The sequence below is a fragment of the Citreimonas salinaria genome, from assembly GCF_900107235.1.
Taxonomy (GTDB): domain Bacteria; phylum Pseudomonadota; class Alphaproteobacteria; order Rhodobacterales; family Rhodobacteraceae; genus Citreimonas; species Citreimonas salinaria.
On record NZ_FNPF01000017.1, the window covers coordinates 1 to 16,830 of the forward strand.

General features: G+C 63.0%; 27 protein-coding genes. 22 read left to right on the forward strand and 5 right to left on the reverse strand.

All coding sequences use genetic code 11. The features are described from left to right. The coding region (locus BLW27_RS16640) for a transposase (RefSeq protein ID WP_143042316.1) at positions 1–348 on the reverse strand (348 nt) is incomplete at its 3' end. A gap of 119 nt (positions 349–467) precedes the next feature. On the opposite strand from BLW27_RS16640, the gene BLW27_RS16645 reads away from it, so the two are divergent. From BLW27_RS16645 to BLW27_RS16715, 16 genes are all read left to right on the forward strand, one after another. Continuing rightward, positions 468–1,583: a recombinase family protein gene (locus BLW27_RS16645; RefSeq protein ID WP_089885024.1), complete on the forward strand. Its 1,116-nt coding sequence runs from the start codon at positions 468–470 to the stop codon at positions 1,581–1,583. 217 nt (positions 1,584–1,800) lie between these two features. Continuing rightward, positions 1,801–2,964 carry a tyrosine-type recombinase/integrase gene (locus BLW27_RS16650; protein WP_089885026.1) on the forward strand — a complete coding sequence of 388 codons (1,164 nt, stop codon included), beginning with the start codon at positions 1,801–1,803 and terminating at the stop codon, positions 2,962–2,964. Between the two features lie 70 nt (positions 2,965–3,034). Then, a complete protein-coding gene (locus BLW27_RS16655) occupies positions 3,035–3,235 on the forward strand; it encodes a helix-turn-helix transcriptional regulator (protein ID WP_089885027.1) in 201 nt (66 codons plus the stop codon). A 778-nt stretch (positions 3,236–4,013) separates the two neighbouring features. Next, a complete protein-coding gene (locus BLW27_RS16660; RefSeq protein ID WP_089885029.1) occupies positions 4,014–4,265 on the forward strand; it encodes a helix-turn-helix transcriptional regulator in 252 nt (83 codons plus the stop codon). A 106-nt stretch (positions 4,266–4,371) separates the two neighbouring features. Next, positions 4,372–4,728 carry a hypothetical protein gene (locus BLW27_RS21475; protein WP_218141138.1) on the forward strand — a complete coding sequence of 119 codons (357 nt, stop codon included), beginning with the start codon at positions 4,372–4,374 and terminating at the stop codon, positions 4,726–4,728. A 109-nt stretch (positions 4,729–4,837) separates the two neighbouring features. Beyond that, positions 4,838–5,041 carry a transcriptional coactivator p15/PC4 family protein gene (locus BLW27_RS16665; protein WP_089885031.1) on the forward strand — a complete coding sequence of 68 codons (204 nt, stop codon included), beginning with the start codon at positions 4,838–4,840 and terminating at the stop codon, positions 5,039–5,041. After that, on the forward strand, positions 5,038–6,000 hold the full coding sequence (locus BLW27_RS16670) for a hypothetical protein (RefSeq protein WP_245710920.1): 963 nt from the start codon (positions 5,038–5,040) through the stop codon (positions 5,998–6,000). Before BLW27_RS16665 ends, BLW27_RS16670 begins: the two co-directional genes overlap by 4 nt. Beyond that, complete coding sequence (locus BLW27_RS16675) at positions 6,000–6,503, forward strand: GntR family transcriptional regulator (RefSeq protein ID WP_089885032.1); 504 nt, start codon at positions 6,000–6,002, stop codon at positions 6,501–6,503. The genes BLW27_RS16670 and BLW27_RS16675 overlap by 1 nt, the downstream gene beginning before the upstream one ends. A gap of 180 nt (positions 6,504–6,683) precedes the next feature. Beyond that, the gene (locus BLW27_RS16680; RefSeq protein WP_089885034.1) at positions 6,684–6,908 is read left to right on the forward strand and encodes a hypothetical protein; all 225 of its coding nucleotides are present in this window, start codon (positions 6,684–6,686) and stop codon (positions 6,906–6,908) included. Continuing rightward, positions 6,896–8,311, forward strand: coding sequence for a hypothetical protein (locus tag BLW27_RS16685; protein ID WP_089885036.1), 1,416 nt, complete (start codon positions 6,896–6,898; stop codon positions 8,309–8,311). Before BLW27_RS16680 ends, BLW27_RS16685 begins: the two co-directional genes overlap by 13 nt. Beyond that, complete coding sequence (locus tag BLW27_RS16690; RefSeq protein ID WP_089885037.1) at positions 8,308–10,890, forward strand: hypothetical protein; 2,583 nt, start codon at positions 8,308–8,310, stop codon at positions 10,888–10,890. Before BLW27_RS16685 ends, BLW27_RS16690 begins: the two co-directional genes overlap by 4 nt. A gap of 4 nt (positions 10,891–10,894) precedes the next feature. Next, positions 10,895–11,326, forward strand: coding sequence for a DUF5681 domain-containing protein (locus BLW27_RS16695; RefSeq protein WP_089885203.1), 432 nt, complete (start codon positions 10,895–10,897; stop codon positions 11,324–11,326). Further along, on the forward strand, positions 11,323–11,559 hold the full coding sequence (locus BLW27_RS16700; RefSeq protein ID WP_143042318.1) for a hypothetical protein: 237 nt from the start codon (positions 11,323–11,325) through the stop codon (positions 11,557–11,559). Before BLW27_RS16695 ends, BLW27_RS16700 begins: the two co-directional genes overlap by 4 nt. 28 nt (positions 11,560–11,587) lie before the next feature. Continuing rightward, positions 11,588–11,785 carry a hypothetical protein gene (locus BLW27_RS16705; RefSeq protein WP_089885041.1) on the forward strand — a complete coding sequence of 66 codons (198 nt, stop codon included), beginning with the start codon at positions 11,588–11,590 and terminating at the stop codon, positions 11,783–11,785. Then, entirely contained in the window at positions 11,782–12,036 is a 255-nt protein-coding gene (locus BLW27_RS16710; protein WP_089885042.1) for a hypothetical protein, read from the forward strand. Before BLW27_RS16705 ends, BLW27_RS16710 begins: the two co-directional genes overlap by 4 nt. Continuing rightward, positions 12,033–12,335, forward strand: a complete 303-nt coding sequence (locus BLW27_RS16715) for a hypothetical protein (protein ID WP_089885043.1) — start codon at positions 12,033–12,035, stop codon at positions 12,333–12,335. Before BLW27_RS16710 ends, BLW27_RS16715 begins: the two co-directional genes overlap by 4 nt. Before the next feature lie 10 nt (positions 12,336–12,345). On the opposite strand, the gene BLW27_RS21480 is transcribed toward BLW27_RS16715, so the two are convergent. From BLW27_RS21480 to BLW27_RS16725, 3 genes are all read right to left on the reverse strand, one after another. Then, positions 12,346–12,483: a hypothetical protein gene (locus BLW27_RS21480; RefSeq protein ID WP_218141139.1), complete on the reverse strand. Its 138-nt coding sequence runs from the start codon at positions 12,481–12,483 to the stop codon at positions 12,346–12,348. A gap of 140 nt (positions 12,484–12,623) precedes the next feature. Then, on the reverse strand, positions 12,624–12,938 hold the full coding sequence (locus BLW27_RS20880; protein WP_143042320.1) for a hypothetical protein: 315 nt from the start codon (positions 12,936–12,938) through the stop codon (positions 12,624–12,626). A gap of 129 nt (positions 12,939–13,067) precedes the next feature. After that, positions 13,068–13,337, reverse strand: coding sequence for a helix-turn-helix domain-containing protein (locus BLW27_RS16725; RefSeq protein ID WP_089885045.1), 270 nt, complete (start codon positions 13,335–13,337; stop codon positions 13,068–13,070). Between the two features lie 93 nt (positions 13,338–13,430). Between BLW27_RS16725 and BLW27_RS16730 the strand changes: the two genes are divergently transcribed. The 5 genes from BLW27_RS16730 to BLW27_RS16750 are packed head-to-tail and all read left to right on the forward strand — an operon-like array spanning position 13,431 to position 15,344. Next, positions 13,431–14,054 (forward strand): hypothetical protein, encoded by a 624-nt coding sequence (locus BLW27_RS16730; protein ID WP_089885046.1) that lies wholly within the window; start codon positions 13,431–13,433, stop codon positions 14,052–14,054. Between the two features lie 26 nt (positions 14,055–14,080). Further along, positions 14,081–14,398: a hypothetical protein gene (locus tag BLW27_RS16735; protein ID WP_089885047.1), complete on the forward strand. Its 318-nt coding sequence runs from the start codon at positions 14,081–14,083 to the stop codon at positions 14,396–14,398. Beyond that, positions 14,391–14,597 (forward strand): hypothetical protein, encoded by a 207-nt coding sequence (locus BLW27_RS16740; RefSeq protein ID WP_089885048.1) that lies wholly within the window; start codon positions 14,391–14,393, stop codon positions 14,595–14,597. The genes BLW27_RS16735 and BLW27_RS16740 overlap by 8 nt, the downstream gene beginning before the upstream one ends. Further along, complete coding sequence (locus tag BLW27_RS16745) at positions 14,594–14,833, forward strand: hypothetical protein (RefSeq protein WP_089885050.1); 240 nt, start codon at positions 14,594–14,596, stop codon at positions 14,831–14,833. The genes BLW27_RS16740 and BLW27_RS16745 overlap by 4 nt, the downstream gene beginning before the upstream one ends. A gap of 4 nt (positions 14,834–14,837) precedes the next feature. Next, the gene (locus tag BLW27_RS16750; protein ID WP_089885051.1) at positions 14,838–15,344 is read left to right on the forward strand and encodes a hypothetical protein; all 507 of its coding nucleotides are present in this window, start codon (positions 14,838–14,840) and stop codon (positions 15,342–15,344) included. Between the two features lie 7 nt (positions 15,345–15,351). On the opposite strand, the gene BLW27_RS16755 is transcribed toward BLW27_RS16750, so the two are convergent. Then, on the reverse strand, positions 15,352–15,660 hold the full coding sequence (locus BLW27_RS16755; protein WP_143042322.1) for a thermonuclease family protein: 309 nt from the start codon (positions 15,658–15,660) through the stop codon (positions 15,352–15,354). A 196-nt stretch (positions 15,661–15,856) separates the two neighbouring features. Between BLW27_RS16755 and radC the strand changes: the two genes are divergently transcribed. Continuing rightward, positions 15,857–16,801, forward strand: coding sequence for a RadC family protein (gene radC / locus BLW27_RS16760; RefSeq protein WP_089885055.1), 945 nt, complete (start codon positions 15,857–15,859; stop codon positions 16,799–16,801). Positions 16,802–16,830: the final 29 nt, after the last annotated feature.

A 16,830-nucleotide genomic window follows, 5' to 3' on the forward strand; every position in this document is an offset into this window, starting at 1 on the left:
CAGCGGCCCGTCGGCGCGGCGATAGGGGACCTGAACGGCCAAGGTCTTCTGCCTCCGGCACAGGGTGGAGAAGTCCGGAACGGGCCAATCCAGCCCCGCCAGTTTCAGCAGGCTCGCCACCATCCCGGCGGTCTGGCGAAGCGGCAGCTTGAACAGGATCTTGATAGACAGGCAGAGTTGTATGGCCGCATCGGAAAACACTGGCGGGCGTCCCGGCCGACCGTCATGCGGCGCGCGCCACGTCATGTCCTTATCGACCCAGATCAACAGCGATCCCCGCTTCCGCAGTGATGCGTTGTAGCTGGACCAGTTCGTGGTGCGATAGCGGGCGGGAGGAGGCTTGCTCATGCACCGCGTCTAACGCCATGGATTCGAAAAGTGAATCCTTCGCCGTCTGACTTGTGCAACAACGCCGTCTCACGGGGGTAATCTTCTTCAAGGATCTGAGGGATAAGGTCCATCGCGGCATGGTCGGCAACATCCGTGAGGGCCTCAGTGCTGGCGGGAAGGCGTATGGCTACTCTCCGGTTTTCGGAAAGCCCGGCGAACTGCAGGTCGAAGAGCATGAAGCCGAGGTGATCCGGCGGATTTTCCATGAATACGCCGACGGGGCTTCCCCGCGTCAGATCGCTCATGATCTCAATGCAGAGGGGATCTTGCCTCCGAGGGGCGGGAAGTGGAACGCCTCGACGCTGATCGGCAGCGCCGATCGGGGCTACGGCATCCTCCGCAATGCCATCTACTCCGGAATCCTGGTGTGGGACCGCGTGAAGATGGTTAATGTGCCGGGATTAAAGAAGCGGATCAGCCGCGTGAAACCGCGCGAGGAGTGGAAATACGCTGAGGTGCCGCATCTGCGGATCGTCGATGAGGTGCTCTGGGACGCTGTCCAAGAGCGGCTCTCGCAGCAGTCTCAGGCGAAATCGGCCGGTAAGTCGATGCGCACACCCGCCCGGCCATTTTCGGGCCTTCTGAAGTGCGGCTGTTGCGGCGGTGGTATGGCGATCCATGACCGAAAGGGAAGTGCGATCCGGCTCGCGTGCTCGACCTCCCGCGAGAGCGGGTCTTGCGACAACACCGGGAAGTTTCGCCTGGATCAGATCGAGGGTGAGATCTTCTCGACCCTTCACGACCATCTCCTGCATCCGGCTTACATCGAGGAGTATATCTCCGCATACGATCAGGAGCGCAGGGCATTGGCCGACGCGGGCAGGGCTGATCAGGGTAAGCTCGAGCGGGACGTCGCAGAGGCACGCAATCGGTTCGAGCGCCGTCTGAATCTCTACGAACGCGGTGTCCTCGATGGCGATGACGGCGAGGCGAAACTCCTGGACGCGAAGAAAAGTCTTCGTGCCGCGGAAGCCAAACTTGCGGCCTTGGACGCAGCTGATGAGGGTATCGTCTTCGATCCGGCCACGCCAGCGCGCTACGCGTCCGCCCTTCGCGACCTCGTGGCTTCGCTCACCTCACCTGATGGCAAGCCCGACAACAAGGCACGGGATGCGGTGAGAGGGCTCGTCTCGGAGATTATCGTCTCTCGTCCCGAGACGACGGTATCCCAGTCGAGGTTAGGGGGCGCTTGAGAGCCCTCATCTCGAACTCGATTTTCGAGTGGGGGGTGCGATGGTAGCGGAGGAGGCTACCGGCATCTGGTATCGTGCAATCTCGGTCCATCTCACAAGTCACTGTCATAACGATGTGAATCCGGCGCTTCGTTCTCATGCGGTCTTGCGCAATCTCTTCCAATCTCGTCTCAGATGATGGTAAGAATGATGGAAAGGATGAAGGGGCGAGGCCTATATGGGGAAGCTGACAGCGCGGAAGGTTGCGACGCTCAAGGACCCGGGCTTCTACGGTGATGGCGGCTGCTTGTATCTCGCGGTGGGCGAGGGGAACTCGAAGTCATGGGTTCTGCGGACCGTTGTTCACGGAAAGCGCCGCGATTTTGGCCTCGGTTCGGTGAGCCTCGTATCCTTGGCTGAGGCACGCGACCTTGCGGCCGAGCTGCGCAAGGTTGCGCGTAAGGGTGGCGACCCGGCGCTGCACCTGAAGCGTGAGACACTGACCTTCGAGCAAGCGACCCGCCGGGTGCACGAACAACTGAGCGAGTCCTTTGACAGCGAAGGGCACGCTGCCCGCTGGATAGCCGGGATGGAGATACACGCGTTCCCGAAACTCGGGGACCGCCCGATAGACACGATCCACAGCCCGGATATTCTCGAAGTCCTTTCCGTAATCTGGGTGGGTAAGCACGATACTGCCAGGCGCATAAAACAACGTATGAGCAACGTTTTCAGTTGGGCAATACAAGCCAAACATTACCCGCACCCCAACCCGGTTGCCGAGATTGAGACCGGGCTTCCGAGGATCAAGCACCAGGCTGAACACATGGAGGCTATCGACTGGCGAGAGGTCCAGGAATTTATGGTCAAACTGAAGCGCAGGGAAGGTAACGCGGCTCGCTGCTTGGAATTCATTCTGCACACGCTGGCGAGATCCAGAGAGGCACGTGAAGCGTGCTGGGACGAGATCAATGGCCAACTCTGGTTGGTGCCTCCGTCTCGGATGAAGCGTCGCATCGGGCACCGGGTTCCCTTGTCGTCCGGCGCTCTGGACGTGCTTGAGCGAATGAACGGGTTCGGGAGAGAACTGATCTTCCCTAGCGCGCATTCCAGGCGGGCAGGTGAACAACCCCTGTCTGATACAGTGTTCAAGGCGCTGATGAAGCGGATGGGGTACCCCGACCTCACTACGCACGGCTTTCGCAGCACCTTCCGCGACTGGTGTTCGGAGTACGCGAGGGTCGAGCGCGAGGTCGCTGAAGCAGCACTGGCCCACGCATACGGGGACAAGACAGAGCGCGCCTATGCGCGTTCGGATCTCTTCGAGCGGCGCGTCGAGATCATGGAGTTGTGGTCGTCCTTCCTCTCGGGCCAGGATGCCAAGGTGGTGAAGCTTGCCTAGTCCGCGGTCCTTAAACTTCGGCGAAACCGCGGCGGTTTATTCCTCCCATCAGTCATTGGAAGGAATAAGGATGATTGATCGAATACTGCGCCGACCGGAAGTCGAGGAAGCTGTCGGACTTAGCCGGGCCACCTTGTACAGAATGATCGAGCGCGGGGATTTTCCGCGGCCAACCAAGCTCGGCGAGCGAGCCGTCGGATGGCGGGAAAGTGCCGTTGAAGTGTGGCTGCATCGAAGATCCTTGGAAACGAACGCGAGTGAAGGCAAATGAAGCCGATAGATCCCGCCAGTGCCATAGATGCTGCGAAGTCATTTTTCGGACCCATTGAGGGCGAGCCGCGAGTTCCCGCCACCGCCGTGCTTCTCAGGGAAGTCATCCACGCCCTAGAGATAATGTGGGGGTACAGCGATCAAGAGCTGCAGTATGGGCACGACCCTAGAGGCGCATATGCAGTGCTCCATGCTCTAAAAAACGCCGACCTTGTCGCACGCGTTTACGACCCTGGACATCCAGTGGCCGAATTCCCGGTAATCCCGACTCCGTCGTGGCCGCATCCTCCTGACGAAGCTCCGCGCTCTTTCATGGAGCCCGATGACGCCGACGCAGTGAGCCCTGTATCTAGCTATTGGATATCGACCATCGAATATGACCAGGACTGCCGCGGCTACGTCGGACACCTCCCCGTTGTGCCGAGAGAGGAAGCGGAGGCATGGCTGAAGCGCGCTGGCGCATCACGGAATTACCCCGCCATTCCAAGGCGGCTAACTCATGCAGACACCGAAGCGGTGTTCCTAGAGTACGTTGCTGAGTTCAATAACGCCACGCCACCCACTCAGGCGGAGCGTAAAGTTTGGCGTCAGCGGCACGGAATAGGGCGGGATCGTCTAAGTGAGCTGGTGAAAGACTTGGCTCCGGAGGAATGGAGTCGGCCCGGACGGCGCAAAACCAAGATTTAATCGCGCGAAAAACTGACACCGAGCGATTTCGGCGTGATTTTCGGCGCGATTTCAGTCGGTCAGGATGGGACCATCCAAGAGAGGATGAGCCCATGACCAAGAATTTCGCAGGAAACCACGCTACAGCGCCGCTGGCGACTGCCGCCCCTCATCACGCCACAGACCATCTCTACTCCGACCGAGACGCCGCCGAACTTCTCGGTTGTGGTCGCTCCACGCTCTGGCGCTGGGCCGCCGAGGGCATCATTCCGAAACCCCTGAAAATTGGCGGCATGAGCCGCTGGAAGCTCTCGGATTTGCAGGCGGTCATCGCCAAGGCCGAAGCACAGAGGGAAGCCGCATAAGAAAACCCCCACAAACCCGACCGGGTTCGCAGGGGCGTTGTTCTTTCAGCGGCAATTGAGAGCATAGCGAAGCGGCTCGGTCCTTTCAACTCGAAAGGCCAACACCTTGAAGACCACAGACAAGAAACCGCCCGAAAACGCGCGCCGGATCTGGCGCGTCGCAGACCTCCCTCAACGTCGTGGGGAAGCATGGTACGGCATCGCGAACTACGATCAACCAGAGACGGCACACCTACTGGCGAAGCGGAAGCGCCAGGTTCTGGACCTTCTAATGCAAGGACCGGTCTACTGCGCATCCCCGGTGCGGATCAGCGACATCGTCTTCGTCTTGAAGCGCGAGAACGGGCTGGAGGTCGACACGGAATTCTATCCGGGCGACCCTGAAACCGGGGCCGGCCAATACGGCGTCTACTTCCTGAAATCGCGCGTACGCCGCCTGATCCGTCAGGAGGTCGCAGCATGAGAATTCAGGAAAATCGGCTCGACAATCAGACCCGACGCATCCGGTGGCAAACCGGACTTCCTGAAAATACCGCGCGGCTTATCGCCGGCTTGGCGTACGGGAGCGGCCGATGACGCACGTCGCGACCATCCGGAAGAACCAGCGCGAGGAAGTCCGCGTGTCCGTGGACGAGTTCAAGGGGCGGAAGCTGCTGAACGTGCGCGTCTGGTTCGAGGCTGAGGCCGGGGAGTATCGCCCCGGCAAGCAGGGCATTGCCCTTCGCCTGGACCTAGTCCCCGAACTCGTCGCCGCTATCCAAGAGGTGGGGCAATGAGCGAAGTTACAGCCAGCCGTAAAATCCCGATCAGCGGAAATGAGGCTGGCCGTAAAACCGGCCGGAACCGCGGGTATATCCCGTCCTACGCTCCGCAGGCTAAGACCCGTGAGCTGCTGGATCAGGCGCAGGCGGTCCTTGCCGAGTACCGGGAATACTGGCCCCTGACCTGTCGGCAAATCTTCTACCGGATGGTCGGTGCGCACGGCTATGACAAGACGGAGGCCGCCTACGGGCGGCTCTGTCACCACCTCGCCAATGCGCGCCGCGGCAAGCTGATCCCATTCGACGCGATCCGCGATGATGGCGTTACGACGTTCAGCGTGGGGCACTTCGATGACCGCGACGCGTTCCTGCGCCATGTCCGCCGCCTCGGTGAAGGCTACAAGCGCAACAGGCTGACGGCGCAGGGCGTCCACATCGAGGTCTGGTGCGAGGCGGCCGGGATGCTGCCCCAGCTGCACCGGGTGGCCGAATGGTACTCCGTGCCCGTGTATTCGTCCGGAGGCTTCGACAGCCTGACCGCGAAGAAGCGGCTGGCGGATCGCATCTGCCAGATGGAGAAGGAAGCTGTCATCCTGCACCTCGGGGACTATGACCCCAGCGGGGTTTCCATTTTCGACAGCGTGGCGGCGGACGTGACAGCGTTCGTCATGGCGGACCGACCCCACGGGCTGGTCAGTGCCGAGTTCGATCGCGTGGCGCTGACCCGTGAACAGGTGCAGGCCCATAACCTTCCCACGGCCCCCGCGAAAGCGACTGACAGCCGCTCCAAGGCCTGGACGGGCGGCACGTGCCAGCTGGAGGCCCTGCCGCCCAACGTGATCGCGGACATCCTGAAAGAGGCTATCGACCGCCGGATCGACTGGACGCAGTTCGTTGATGATCTCGATGCCGAGAAGCATGACCGCCTGATGATCTCGGGACTGTTGCCGGCGCCTGATGGGAGGGCCGGCTGATGGGACGTGACAAGCGCAATGAGCAGCGGCAAGAGCATTTCACGACGCTGACCCGCCCCCTGATGGAGACGGACGCATGGCGGGCGCTCTCGCCCGTCGCGCAGGCCCTCTATCCGTGGATCAAACTCGAATGGCGCGGCCCGAAGGCGAACAACAACGGGAAGATTAGCCTCAGCGTCAGGCAGGCCAAGGGCCGCATGGGCATCGGTATCAACACGGCTGCCCGCGCATTCCATGAACTCCAGGCCAAAGGCTTCCTCGTCGTCCGCGAACATGCGTGCCTTGGCATCGGCGGCGAGGCACGGTCACCGGCGTACGAGATCACCGAGATCCCGCTTCCGCATTCCGACACGAACGTAGGGCGGCGTCTCTACAACGAGTGGCGACCAGGGCGCGATTTCCCGGTTCTCAAGGCCGCAGCCCACAACCCGAACGGCAGCCGCAAAATTCAGAACCCTGTCATCAAATTGGTGACGTGCCGTCACCAAAACGGTGACGTCTGACATGGTTGCCGTCACCAAATCAGTGACGGGGCGTCACCAAATCGGTGACGAACAGGCCCGTTTCAGCACGCTCCACGTCACCATTTCAGTGACATCCTTACTTACCATACCCACAGGCGCTTGCGCTTACAGGCGACAGGCAGCGACGGCGCATCGTGGGCAACTACACGAGGTGCAAGCGTGACCCGCCAGAACCAACCCCATACCTCCCGGCGCTTCGACCCCAGCGAACCCGGCGACCGTAACAACGGGCCGGAAACGGACGCCAGCGCCGCACCCCAGATCCACCACGACACGGACGACGGTCCTAGCGAAGGCGAGAGCCTTCTCGGCTGGGTGTTCCGCAGAGTCCTGGAGCAGGACCAAGCCATGCAGGAAAAGGAGCAGGCCAAATGGCTCAACTAGACAGCCGCATCCCGATGATGGGGACGCAGCCCAACGTGGTCAACGCGTTGGCAGGCGGTGCGCAAGCCGCAAGCGCCGTCAACATGGTTCGCCGCCAGAACGCGCTGACAGACCTCTACGAGCAGCAGGGGCCGGGCATCATGTCGGGCGATCCGAACGCCCTCAACGCACTGGCGCAGCTTTCGCCGCAGGACGCGCTCGGCATCCAGAACAGCCAGCAGATAATGGATGTACGCGGGCAAGAGAACGCGCGCGCCGACGAACAACTGCAGTTGGCGCGCGAGCAGGCGCGGCGGCAGGCTGAGGCGCAGGCGGCGCAACTGAGCGCGGCCGAACGCGCCTCGGAACTGGAAGCCCTGCAACGAGGGCTCGCCGGGGCGGCCGCCATCAACGACCCACAGCAGTGGGACAGCTACATGCAGTCTCTCGGGCTGGAACAGATGGTCGGCCAGTTCGATAACCGGGAAATCGCCTTCGCGAGCGCCCTGGGCATCAAGGATGCGCTGGAGCGGGCGGCGGGGCCGGAAGCCAATTACCAGATCATCGACGGTCAGTACGTGGACACGAACAACCCGCAGGCGGGCGCGCGGGATGTGCCCAACCTGCGGCGCGAGGGCGATGCTTCTGAGGCCGAGCAGGAAATCGCCCGCCTCTTGGAGATTCCCGGCGTCAGTCGCGAGACCGCGATCAAGATCAAAGAAGGCGTCTACAGGGTCTACACGGACCCGGTTGACCGTACGACCTACATCATCGACCTCGCGACACAGCAGCCCGTGCAGATCATCGGGGCAGATGGTTCGCCGACCGGTGGCTCTCAGCCGGCAGCGCCGACCGGGCAAATGCAGCCAGGACAGCAGCCGGCCGCGCAGCCGCAAAACGGGTTGTCTTTCGGGCAGGACATTCCGACAGGCGGCGAAAGCGCGTTCGGCCTCACGGGCCTCGGGACCAACATCGCAAACACCGTCTCGGACGCCGTGGGCATGGGCGAAGTCTTTCCGAACGCAGCAGAGCAGCAGCGGTTCTTCCGGCTCATGGAAGAGGACCTGCTTGTGGATCTGTCACAGGCCTACGGTCGCCAGCCGGCTCAGCAGCTCATGGAACGCATCCGGGCACTCCTGCCGCAAGCCGGTACGCTTGAGGGCGCCGACCGTGCGCGTGGTGAACTGGCCCAGCTGCGGCGCCGGTTCAGCCGTGATCTGGAGCAGGCTGAATCCACGCTCCGCGCGCCAGGGCGGCGCATGAAGCCAGAAGACCGGGACGCGCTGCGCAATCAGGTTGGCGGTCTGCAATCTACCCTTGGTACGATTGACGAGGCGCTGACCCGTCTCGGGGCGGCCCCGGATCAACAAGGCTCGACCGGGGGCACAACATCCAGCGGCGTGCAGTGGAGTGTCGAGCAATGACCGAGCAAATCACCCTGAACATCGAAGGCCAGCGCGTGAAGGTCGGCAGCGACTTTCTCAGCCTTTCCCCGCAAGACCAGGAAGCGACGGTAGAGGAAATCGCCCGCTCCCTGGACGTGAAGCCGACGCAGGGCGGCGAAGGCTTCATGCCGAACTTGAACCGAGGCATCGCGAACACGGTCGACTTCCTGAATCCGTTCGACCAGCCGCACGCGCTCAACCCGTTCCCGAACGGTGCCAGCGCACGCGGCGGAATGGAGCGGCTCGGGATTGACGTAGCCGAGGGTGAACCCCAGACCGTCATGGAAGGCTTTGCGCGTGGCTCCGGTGAGGCGGCCGCGGCTCTGGTCCCCGTGGCAAAGGGGCTGCAAGCGCTGCGAGGCGTCGGTGGCGCCGTCGGCCAGTTCGCGGACGACGCCTATCGCTCCCTTCTCAGCGTCACCGGATCGGGCGCGGAAGTCGTGGCGGGCGGTGTGTCGGGCGCGGCTCAGGAGAAGGCCGAACAGGAAGGCGCCCCGGAGTGGCTGCAAACGACTGCGGCGGTCATGGCACCCATGGGCATCCCGGCGGCTGGAGCGGTCGCACGCGGCGCTCTAGGGGTGGCGGGCAACATGCCTGTCGGCAGCGCCATCAAGCACACGGGACGCGGCATCGCTGCTGCGGCGGCGCCCTACACCAAGACCGGGGCAAGGGAAGTTGCGCGGCGCCGTCTCGTGGACCTTTCCGGCGGCACGGAGCGCGCAGCCGAGCTGGGGGAGCGGATCACGCCGGACAACCCCCTGAGCCTGACCCCGGCACAGCAGACCGGCGACGAACGGATGATCGGCATCGAGCAACTGGCGGCCAGCCAGGACGGCGCCTTGCGTGAGCGTCTGGACCTGCGCGCAGACCAGAGCCGCCGCACCGCGGTCGACCAGATCCAGCAGCCCGGCGACATCCAGGATACGCGGGCCTTCTTCGAGACGCGCCGCCGCGAGTTTGCGAACGACCTGCAGGCGCGGGCAGACGACATCATCGCCACCACCACGAGACGGGTGGAGGGCCTCGGGCCGCAGCGCACGGAAAGCGAGAACTCGCTGCAGGTAGCAAACCAACTTAACCGGGCGCTGGAAGACGCCACCATGCGCGAGAGGGAGTTGTGGGATGCGGTCCCGCGCGGTGCGCAGGTGCCTGTCCAGACGGCCCGCCAGACAGCGCAGCGCCTCATTGCCGAGACCCCCCGTGCACAGAGGAACGACGTTCCGCGCGTGCTGTCAGACCTTCTGGGCGAGGGCGGTGAGTTCGGAGACGTGGAAACCGTGGCCGAGATGCATGGCCTCTATTCCGAACTGCGCCGGGTGGCTCGGTCGGCCATGTCTGGCAACGACCAGAACAAGAACCGGGCGCGCATCGCAAACCAGGCCGCCAACGCGATCCTGCGCGACCTGGGCGCCATCGACGGCACGACGGATATTGGTCGGCAGATCAACGAGGCGCGCGCCTTCTCGTCGGCCCTGCACGAGACCTTCGACCGCGGCGCAGTCGGCCGGCTGATGAAGCGCACCATCGACGGCGACACGTCGATCGACCCGGAGCTGGCACTGAAGCGCACGGTCGGGCGCGGAGGAGCAGAAGGCATGGTCGGATCGCGGCAAATCGAGGAAGGCATCGACTTCAACCGCCCCGATCAGGACGTGCTGCCGCAGGAAAGCGAGTTCGTCGGCGACTACATCCGCGACCGATTCCAGCAGGCCGCCATCACGCCAACGGGCGAGTTCAGCAACCGGGCGGCCGCCAAGTTCCTGCGCGACAATCGCGAACTTCTGGACAGATACCCCGGATTGAAGGACGATGTGTCCGCAGCGGTGAAAGCAAGGGACGATGCGGATGCATTCGCGCAACGTGTCACGGCCCGCATTCAGAGGCTCGAGAACGCCCGGCTCTCTGCCGGCGCGGCCCTGCTGAATGGTTCGCCGGATCAGGCACTCCGGGCGTTCACCGAGGCGCGGAACCCGGTCAGGGCCGCGCGGAGTATCGTCAACGAAGCGCGTAAAGACCCCTCTGGGCAGGCTCTTTCTGGTCTTAAAAGCGTTCTTTCTCGTGAACTGATCGACGGGAGCGCCACGACCGGCGAGGGCGTTCTGAAAGCGCTGGAGAATCCGAAGCTGAAGGCCGCGCTTCGCCAGGTCTTCACCGAGCCGGCACTGTCCCGCCTGCGCAGGATCGGCCACCAGCTTGCGAAGCTGGACAACGCCCGGAAGCCCGTACCGTCCGTGGGCAGCAGCCTTTCCGGGGCATCGACAAACCAGATGATCGAGACCGTCGCGAGGATCAAGGCGGCGCAGCTTGGCGGCAATCTGTCCAGCGGCGGGAACATGGGCGGCAGCCTGCAGAGCGCGAACATTCTGTCGAGCCGGGTTCGTGACGTCCTGGGGCGGCTGACCGCGGACAGGGCGTCGCAGATGCTGGCCGATGCGGTCGAGGACCCGGAACTGTTCAAAGCGCTCCTGACCAACCCGTCCATGAAGCTGACGCCGCAGAAGGCCAACCGCCTGTTGCCCTACCTGATTGGCGGCGGCGTTGCGGCGGGCGTGGAGTGAACACATGAGCGGCGACGAGACCACACCCGAGGGCCGTAACGCGGACGGCACCTTCGCCCCTGGCAATCCGGGGCGCCCACGAGGGGCGCGCCACCAGGTCACGCGGGCCATCGAGGAGCTTCTGGAGGGCGAGGCAGAGGCGCTGACCCGGAAGGCCGTAGAGGTTGCGCTGGAAGGCGACACAACGGCTCTGCGCCTGTGCCTGGAGCGCGTGGCGCCCGCCCGCAAGGACTCGCCGGTGCAATTCGACCTCCCGCCCATGAAGACGGCGCAGGACGCTGCAGAGGCCGCTCAGGCGGTCCTGCGGGCCGTTTCGGATGGCGAGCTGACCCCGATGGAGGCGGCGAGCGTGATGGGACTGGTGGAGACGTACCGCCGGACGCTGGAAACCAGCGAACTGGATGCACGGATCACCGCACTGGAGGGCAGGACATGAGTATGTTGAGCAAGCGGCTGGAGAAGCTGGAACTGAGAAATCTGGGCGGCCTCGTCATTTTCCTCGCGGACGAGTTCACCGCGGAAGGGGTCGAGCCGATCATCCGCCACGCTTGCCTGGACGGCACGATGGTCGAGCGGGGACCGGATGAGCCTCAGGCCGAGTTCATGAAGCGCGTGAACCCACGCAATCGGCCCGCGGCGACGCTGGAAGCCGATTGCGAGATGCTTTGATCGCGAAACAGCAAGAAGGAACGCCCCAATGACCATGAGACGACGCCTAGAGAAGCTGGAGGCTCAGAAGCCGACACCGGCGCCGCGGGACGGCCGCAAGAAGTTGGCCGCGTTCCTCGATGAACTGGCGAGCCGCCTGCAGCCGACGGAAGAGGACCAACGGGAAGCCTCGGACTGGCTGCAAACCGAGTGGCCCGGACACCTGGAAAGGATCAAAAACCGATGACTGCACTCAGCACACGTGTCCGTCGCCTCGAAAGCAGGCGGCCGGAAGGAGACGACCCTGTCGAGATCCTGCTCGTCAACTTTTGCGAGCGCGCCGAGGACGGCACCTTGGTGACGCGCCCCGGATTTGCCCGGTTCGTCGGCTGGGACATCCCGGAGATGCACCCCGAGGAAGGGGAGAGCAAAGAGGCGTTTGGCGCTCGTGCCGATGCGGCGCTGGCAGAGGCGAAGGCAGGAAGGACAACAACATGAGAGTTCAGCAACGACGGCTTAATCGACTGGAAGCGAGGCTCGGCGCCGGCCAGAAGCCGGTGCTGATCGCCTTCCTGCCCATGTTGATGGACAAGGACGACCAGCGCGTGGAAGTTGCGCGGCTGGCGGATCACGAGGGGATTCAGCCGCCCTTTGAGACCATGATCATCGAGACGAGCGACGGCAGCGCCGCGCGAGCCTCGGTTGTCGCCGACTTTGACAGCGTCTTGCGCGAAGTCGCTCAGAACAGCCGCCGTGTGGGTGAGAGGGAGGAACGTCTAAGGCGTCTTCCAACGTAGAAGGTTGGCACTACTCGCCGCTCATCCAAGATTGAAACGCAGCCAGGCTGATAATGAGCACCGAAAAGGTGGCAAGGACCAAGTAGAGCTTCAGAAGCGGCTTGCTGATCCTGATCACGATCACCTCGTGTTCTTCGGGCTTTCCCACGGGTTGCTCTACGAGAACAAACTCGTTGCGTCGTTCGATAAAGGGCACCCGCGACGCTCGCAGCCGCTCAGCTTTCTCGTCTATGTGTAGCCTTGGGTCCAATTTTAAGCTTCCGACACCTCCGCCAAATCTTTGCGCTTTCAATAGCAGGTTCGAAGCGCGCCGGTCCCGATACAGGTAGTTCCAGTACCGGGATTCGAATAGAAGCCGGAATTTTGATCACCGTAGAAGAAGTTGCCCTGGGAGTCGGTACCGCTGTAGCTCCCGTCGTAATCTTGGCGGAGGTTCCAGTTTGTGCCGCCCTGGATGTTGTTCCCGTAGGTCGTCACGCCTTGGCCGTCAGAGTAGTTATTGTACATGTTCCCTGACTGGTAGTCGAAGGTCGACCAACTATCCTGCGCGGACCCCGCTGTAGGGAAAGCCAGAGCGAATACAAAAGCTGAAGTGCGAAGCATGATGAACCCCTTGTCCTGAATGCATTCGACTCTAACGCATCCAGCGCAGATTGTCGCTCATCTAAGTCCGCATCTTAATGCGCAACGGCCGGCCCGGCTTCGAGCGGGGCAATTTTCCTGACGGCCGGGTCATGATGCTCCGTCTCCGGCGTCGGCGCTTCTATGGAATGCCACACCCGGCACGGCCGCCACCTCACCACTCTCTAGGAACTGGACTCCTTCGGCCTCGAAGTACCTCCGCAGGTGATCGAACGTAGAGTCGCGTCCTTCGCCCTTCTCGGCTCGGTTGATCGTGTTTCGATGAAGGCCGGTTTGATCCGCGAGCGCTGGGTTGGACAGGCCGAGCGCAGCCTTCGCCATCCGAACTTGGTCACCGGTGATGCGCCTATTGGCTGCCATTCGCCCTCTTTCTTGTGCAATCAGCACTAATATGTATTGACAGCACATGCTGTGAGCCTATTCTAGTGCTATCAGCACAAGGAGGCAATCCAGATGATGCACGCCAGCTTCCCCTCGACCACATCCGCAACCGCCCTCGTCGACCGTCGCGCCGTTATGCTGGAAGCTTGGCGCTACACCCACGCGCTCGGCTCCGCAATTCTGCGTTTGCACGGCGTCCGTGAGGCCTTCCGCCTTGAACTCATCCGCGCTTGGGCGACCATGAAGCGCCGTGCAACTCTCATGGCCCGCGGCGCCTACAACCTGCGCGCCGAGGCCGACGCAATCGACGCAAAGCGCTGGCTCTCCGCGGCCGAGACGGAACAGGTCCGCGAACTCCGCACCATGGCCGCTGAGGCCGAGCGGATCGAAGCCGCAGAACAGGAAGCCGCCGCGCTGGTCGCGAAGGCCTCGCTTATCGCATCCGCGGAGCGCGCGGTCGTCACCTTCACGAAGGCGAACGGCGACAAGCGCCTGATGCACGTCGAGCCCGGCGAACTGGCGCGCCGTGTCAGCGGCAAACCCTCGCCGGCTGCGCGTACCCGGAAGGCGCGCCACCCGCACCTCATGCCCGTCTGGGACGCCGAAAAGGCCGCGCTCAGATCCATCAACCTCGCGACCGTCAACCGGGTCACAATCGACGGCAGCGACCACGTCTTCAGCGCCGCGAGCGCATGAAGCCCAATCCTGAAGAGGAGGACACCATGACCATCCATGAAACGCCGAAGCACGGGGACGATCCCGCCGTACACGATGAGGCGCAGCCGGCGGCATTTGCGAAATGCGAGGCTGACCTGCGCTCCCGCATCTATGCCCTGTCCGCAGACATGACGATGCTGGTGGGCATGATCGAAGGGGCGGCTGTTCTCTACGATGCGGTTGACGCCGACCTGTCCAACAACCTGGTAGCCCGCCGCGCAGCAAACGCGATGGTGCCTATGCTGGACAACATCATCGCTGAGGCAAGCCGAATCGGTGGCGCCCTGGATGAAATCGAGATGAAGGGGTTCCGCTATGAATGAGAAGATGAACGATCCCAGCCATCGCGCCTACCAAGTCCTCGCGTTGCTTCGCTGCGCCATGCTCGCAGAAGAGAACGAGACCTCAGGCTTGGACTGGAAGGCGACCGCCACGGTGCTGGGCCTCGCGGAGGAACTCATGGCCTCCGTGATCGACGGCATCGAACTGCACGAGAAAGCGAAACGGAAGGATGCGGCATGAAAGCAGACAATCTTGCGCGCGAAGCGGAGTTGCTTCTGGCCTTTCGCAGACTCGATGAGGTTGAAAAGGTCATCCTCATGGCGAGCATGGATGCTCTCAAAGACGACACCCTGAGCATCGACATCTGGCGCGCGCACGTTGGAAGCCTCTTCGCCAAGCATCGTCGCGGCGAGGACATCACGGTGGCCGAACTGGCCGAGATGGCGAAGCGGGCTACACCCGCAGAGCCTGACTGATGCGATGCGCGACTATGCCACCAACCGGCGATGGTCTGACCAATACCTTCCCCGGGTAAAGCAGATCATCGCCGAGCATCTGTTGACCGAGGCGCCCGATCCGCTGGACTGGCACGAAGCCACGGACTTGGTGACCATGGACGTGAACCTCCGCCATGTCGCCGTCAGGGTTCGCCGCCCAGGTTATGCCCAGCGGTATCCATTCGACTTCACGGTGCGCTCCTCGCTGCCCTCCGGCGCCGAAACCGAACTAAGCAAGATAGTGAACGGGCACGGCGACTGGATGTTTTATGGGCACGCCAGCGCTTCGGGTGACGGCATCGACGCATGGTGGTTGATCGACTTGAGGGCGTTCCGTGCCGCCCTGATCCGCCGAGGCATGGCCGGGAATGGCATCCGGTGCGGGAACAGGCGCAATGCGGACGGCACGTGCTTCACATGGTTTGATGTGCGGTCCTTCCCGCAGTACCCGCCGCTTGTGGTCAGTGCCAGCCGGCCGCTGCTCATCTAGGGGACGATCAGCGGCACCAGTTTGCGTTCTTCGACGCCTTGGCCAACCCGCGCTCCATCAGCCCTTCACGGATGTCGCGGCCGTCGCTGCCGTAGAGGACTGCTAAATCCCGCCCGTAGCCGCCCGCGCCACGCCCGATGATGCAGAGTTGCCCCGGCATCATGGATCGAACGTAGCCGGTTGCTTGTGCACCCAGCTTCGCCTCCGACCGGCACTGCGGTTTCCACGTCTCCGGCGTGTCGAATGGCGCGTTCCCTTCGCCGGTCAGGCGGGCGTTGCTGCCGGACAGGCGGACGGTATCTCCATCGATGATCATGGCGGCGGTCACGGCAAGGACAGCGAGGCAGGACATATACGTAGCTCCGAGCTTTTAATGGACGTGGGTAGACCCTACCTCCTAGCATTTCGTGTACGGCGCCGATCAGTTACCCGACCCGGCTGATGCTGAGGCGTTCATAGACCATTAACCATGCCGCGTGCACCTTCTGACCGGTTCAGAAGGATATCGATCAATGTTGCGCTTGCCAGGGTGGATCGCGCGGCAACTGGAGGCCCCGGGGCATGGACGCCGGTCGCTGCCGAAAGGCGCCGCGGGACGAAGGCGCCGAAGCGGGTACGGGTTTGCGGAAGATCCCGTTCAGGGGCTGAAGGAGCTGGAGGCGCGACTTCCCCCGCCCGGCGTAGAAACGCAGCCGGCCTATCCGCCGACCTATGTGCATCGGGATCGACTTGATCCGCGGAACGCTGCCGGCGGCGGGCTGATCACCGACGACCAAGGGAACAAGAGGCCACACTACCACGGGCACAGGGAGCGCCTGCGCCAGCGGTTCCTGAAGGGCGGTCACGAGCCGATGCCCGAGTACGAGATCCTGGAACTCGTACTGTTCAACGCGATCCCGCGCATCGATGTGAAGCCGCTGGCAAAGCGCCTGCTCGCAGAGTTCGGCGACCTGAGCGGCGTCGTGGCCGCTCCGGAGCATCGCATCCTCCAGGTCGCCGGCGCCACCCAGAAGGTGTTCATCCAGCTCCAGCTTGCCCAGGCAATGGCCGTACGAATGAGCAAGGCGAGAACGCTGCAGAGGGACGTGCTGTCATCATGGGCCGCGCTCCTCGAATACTGCCGCACCGCGATGGCGCACAGGGACACGGAGCAGTTCCGCGTGCTTTACCTCGATCGCAAGAACACGCTGATCGCCGACGAGGCGCAGGCCGAGGGGACCATCGACCATGTGCCCGTCTACCCGCGGGAAATCGCCAAGCGATGCCTCGTCCTGAACGCCTCCGCCATCATCCTAGTTCACAACCACCCGTCCGGGGACACCACCCCAAGCGCTCAAGACGTCCGTATGACGGACGAGGTCATCGCCGCGCTTTCTACGCTTTCGGTGACCGTCCATGATCATGTCATTGTCGGCAAGGAGGCGGAATACTCGTTCCGCAGGAACGGGGTGCTATAGCTCCAAACCTCAGAGATTAATTCCGCTCG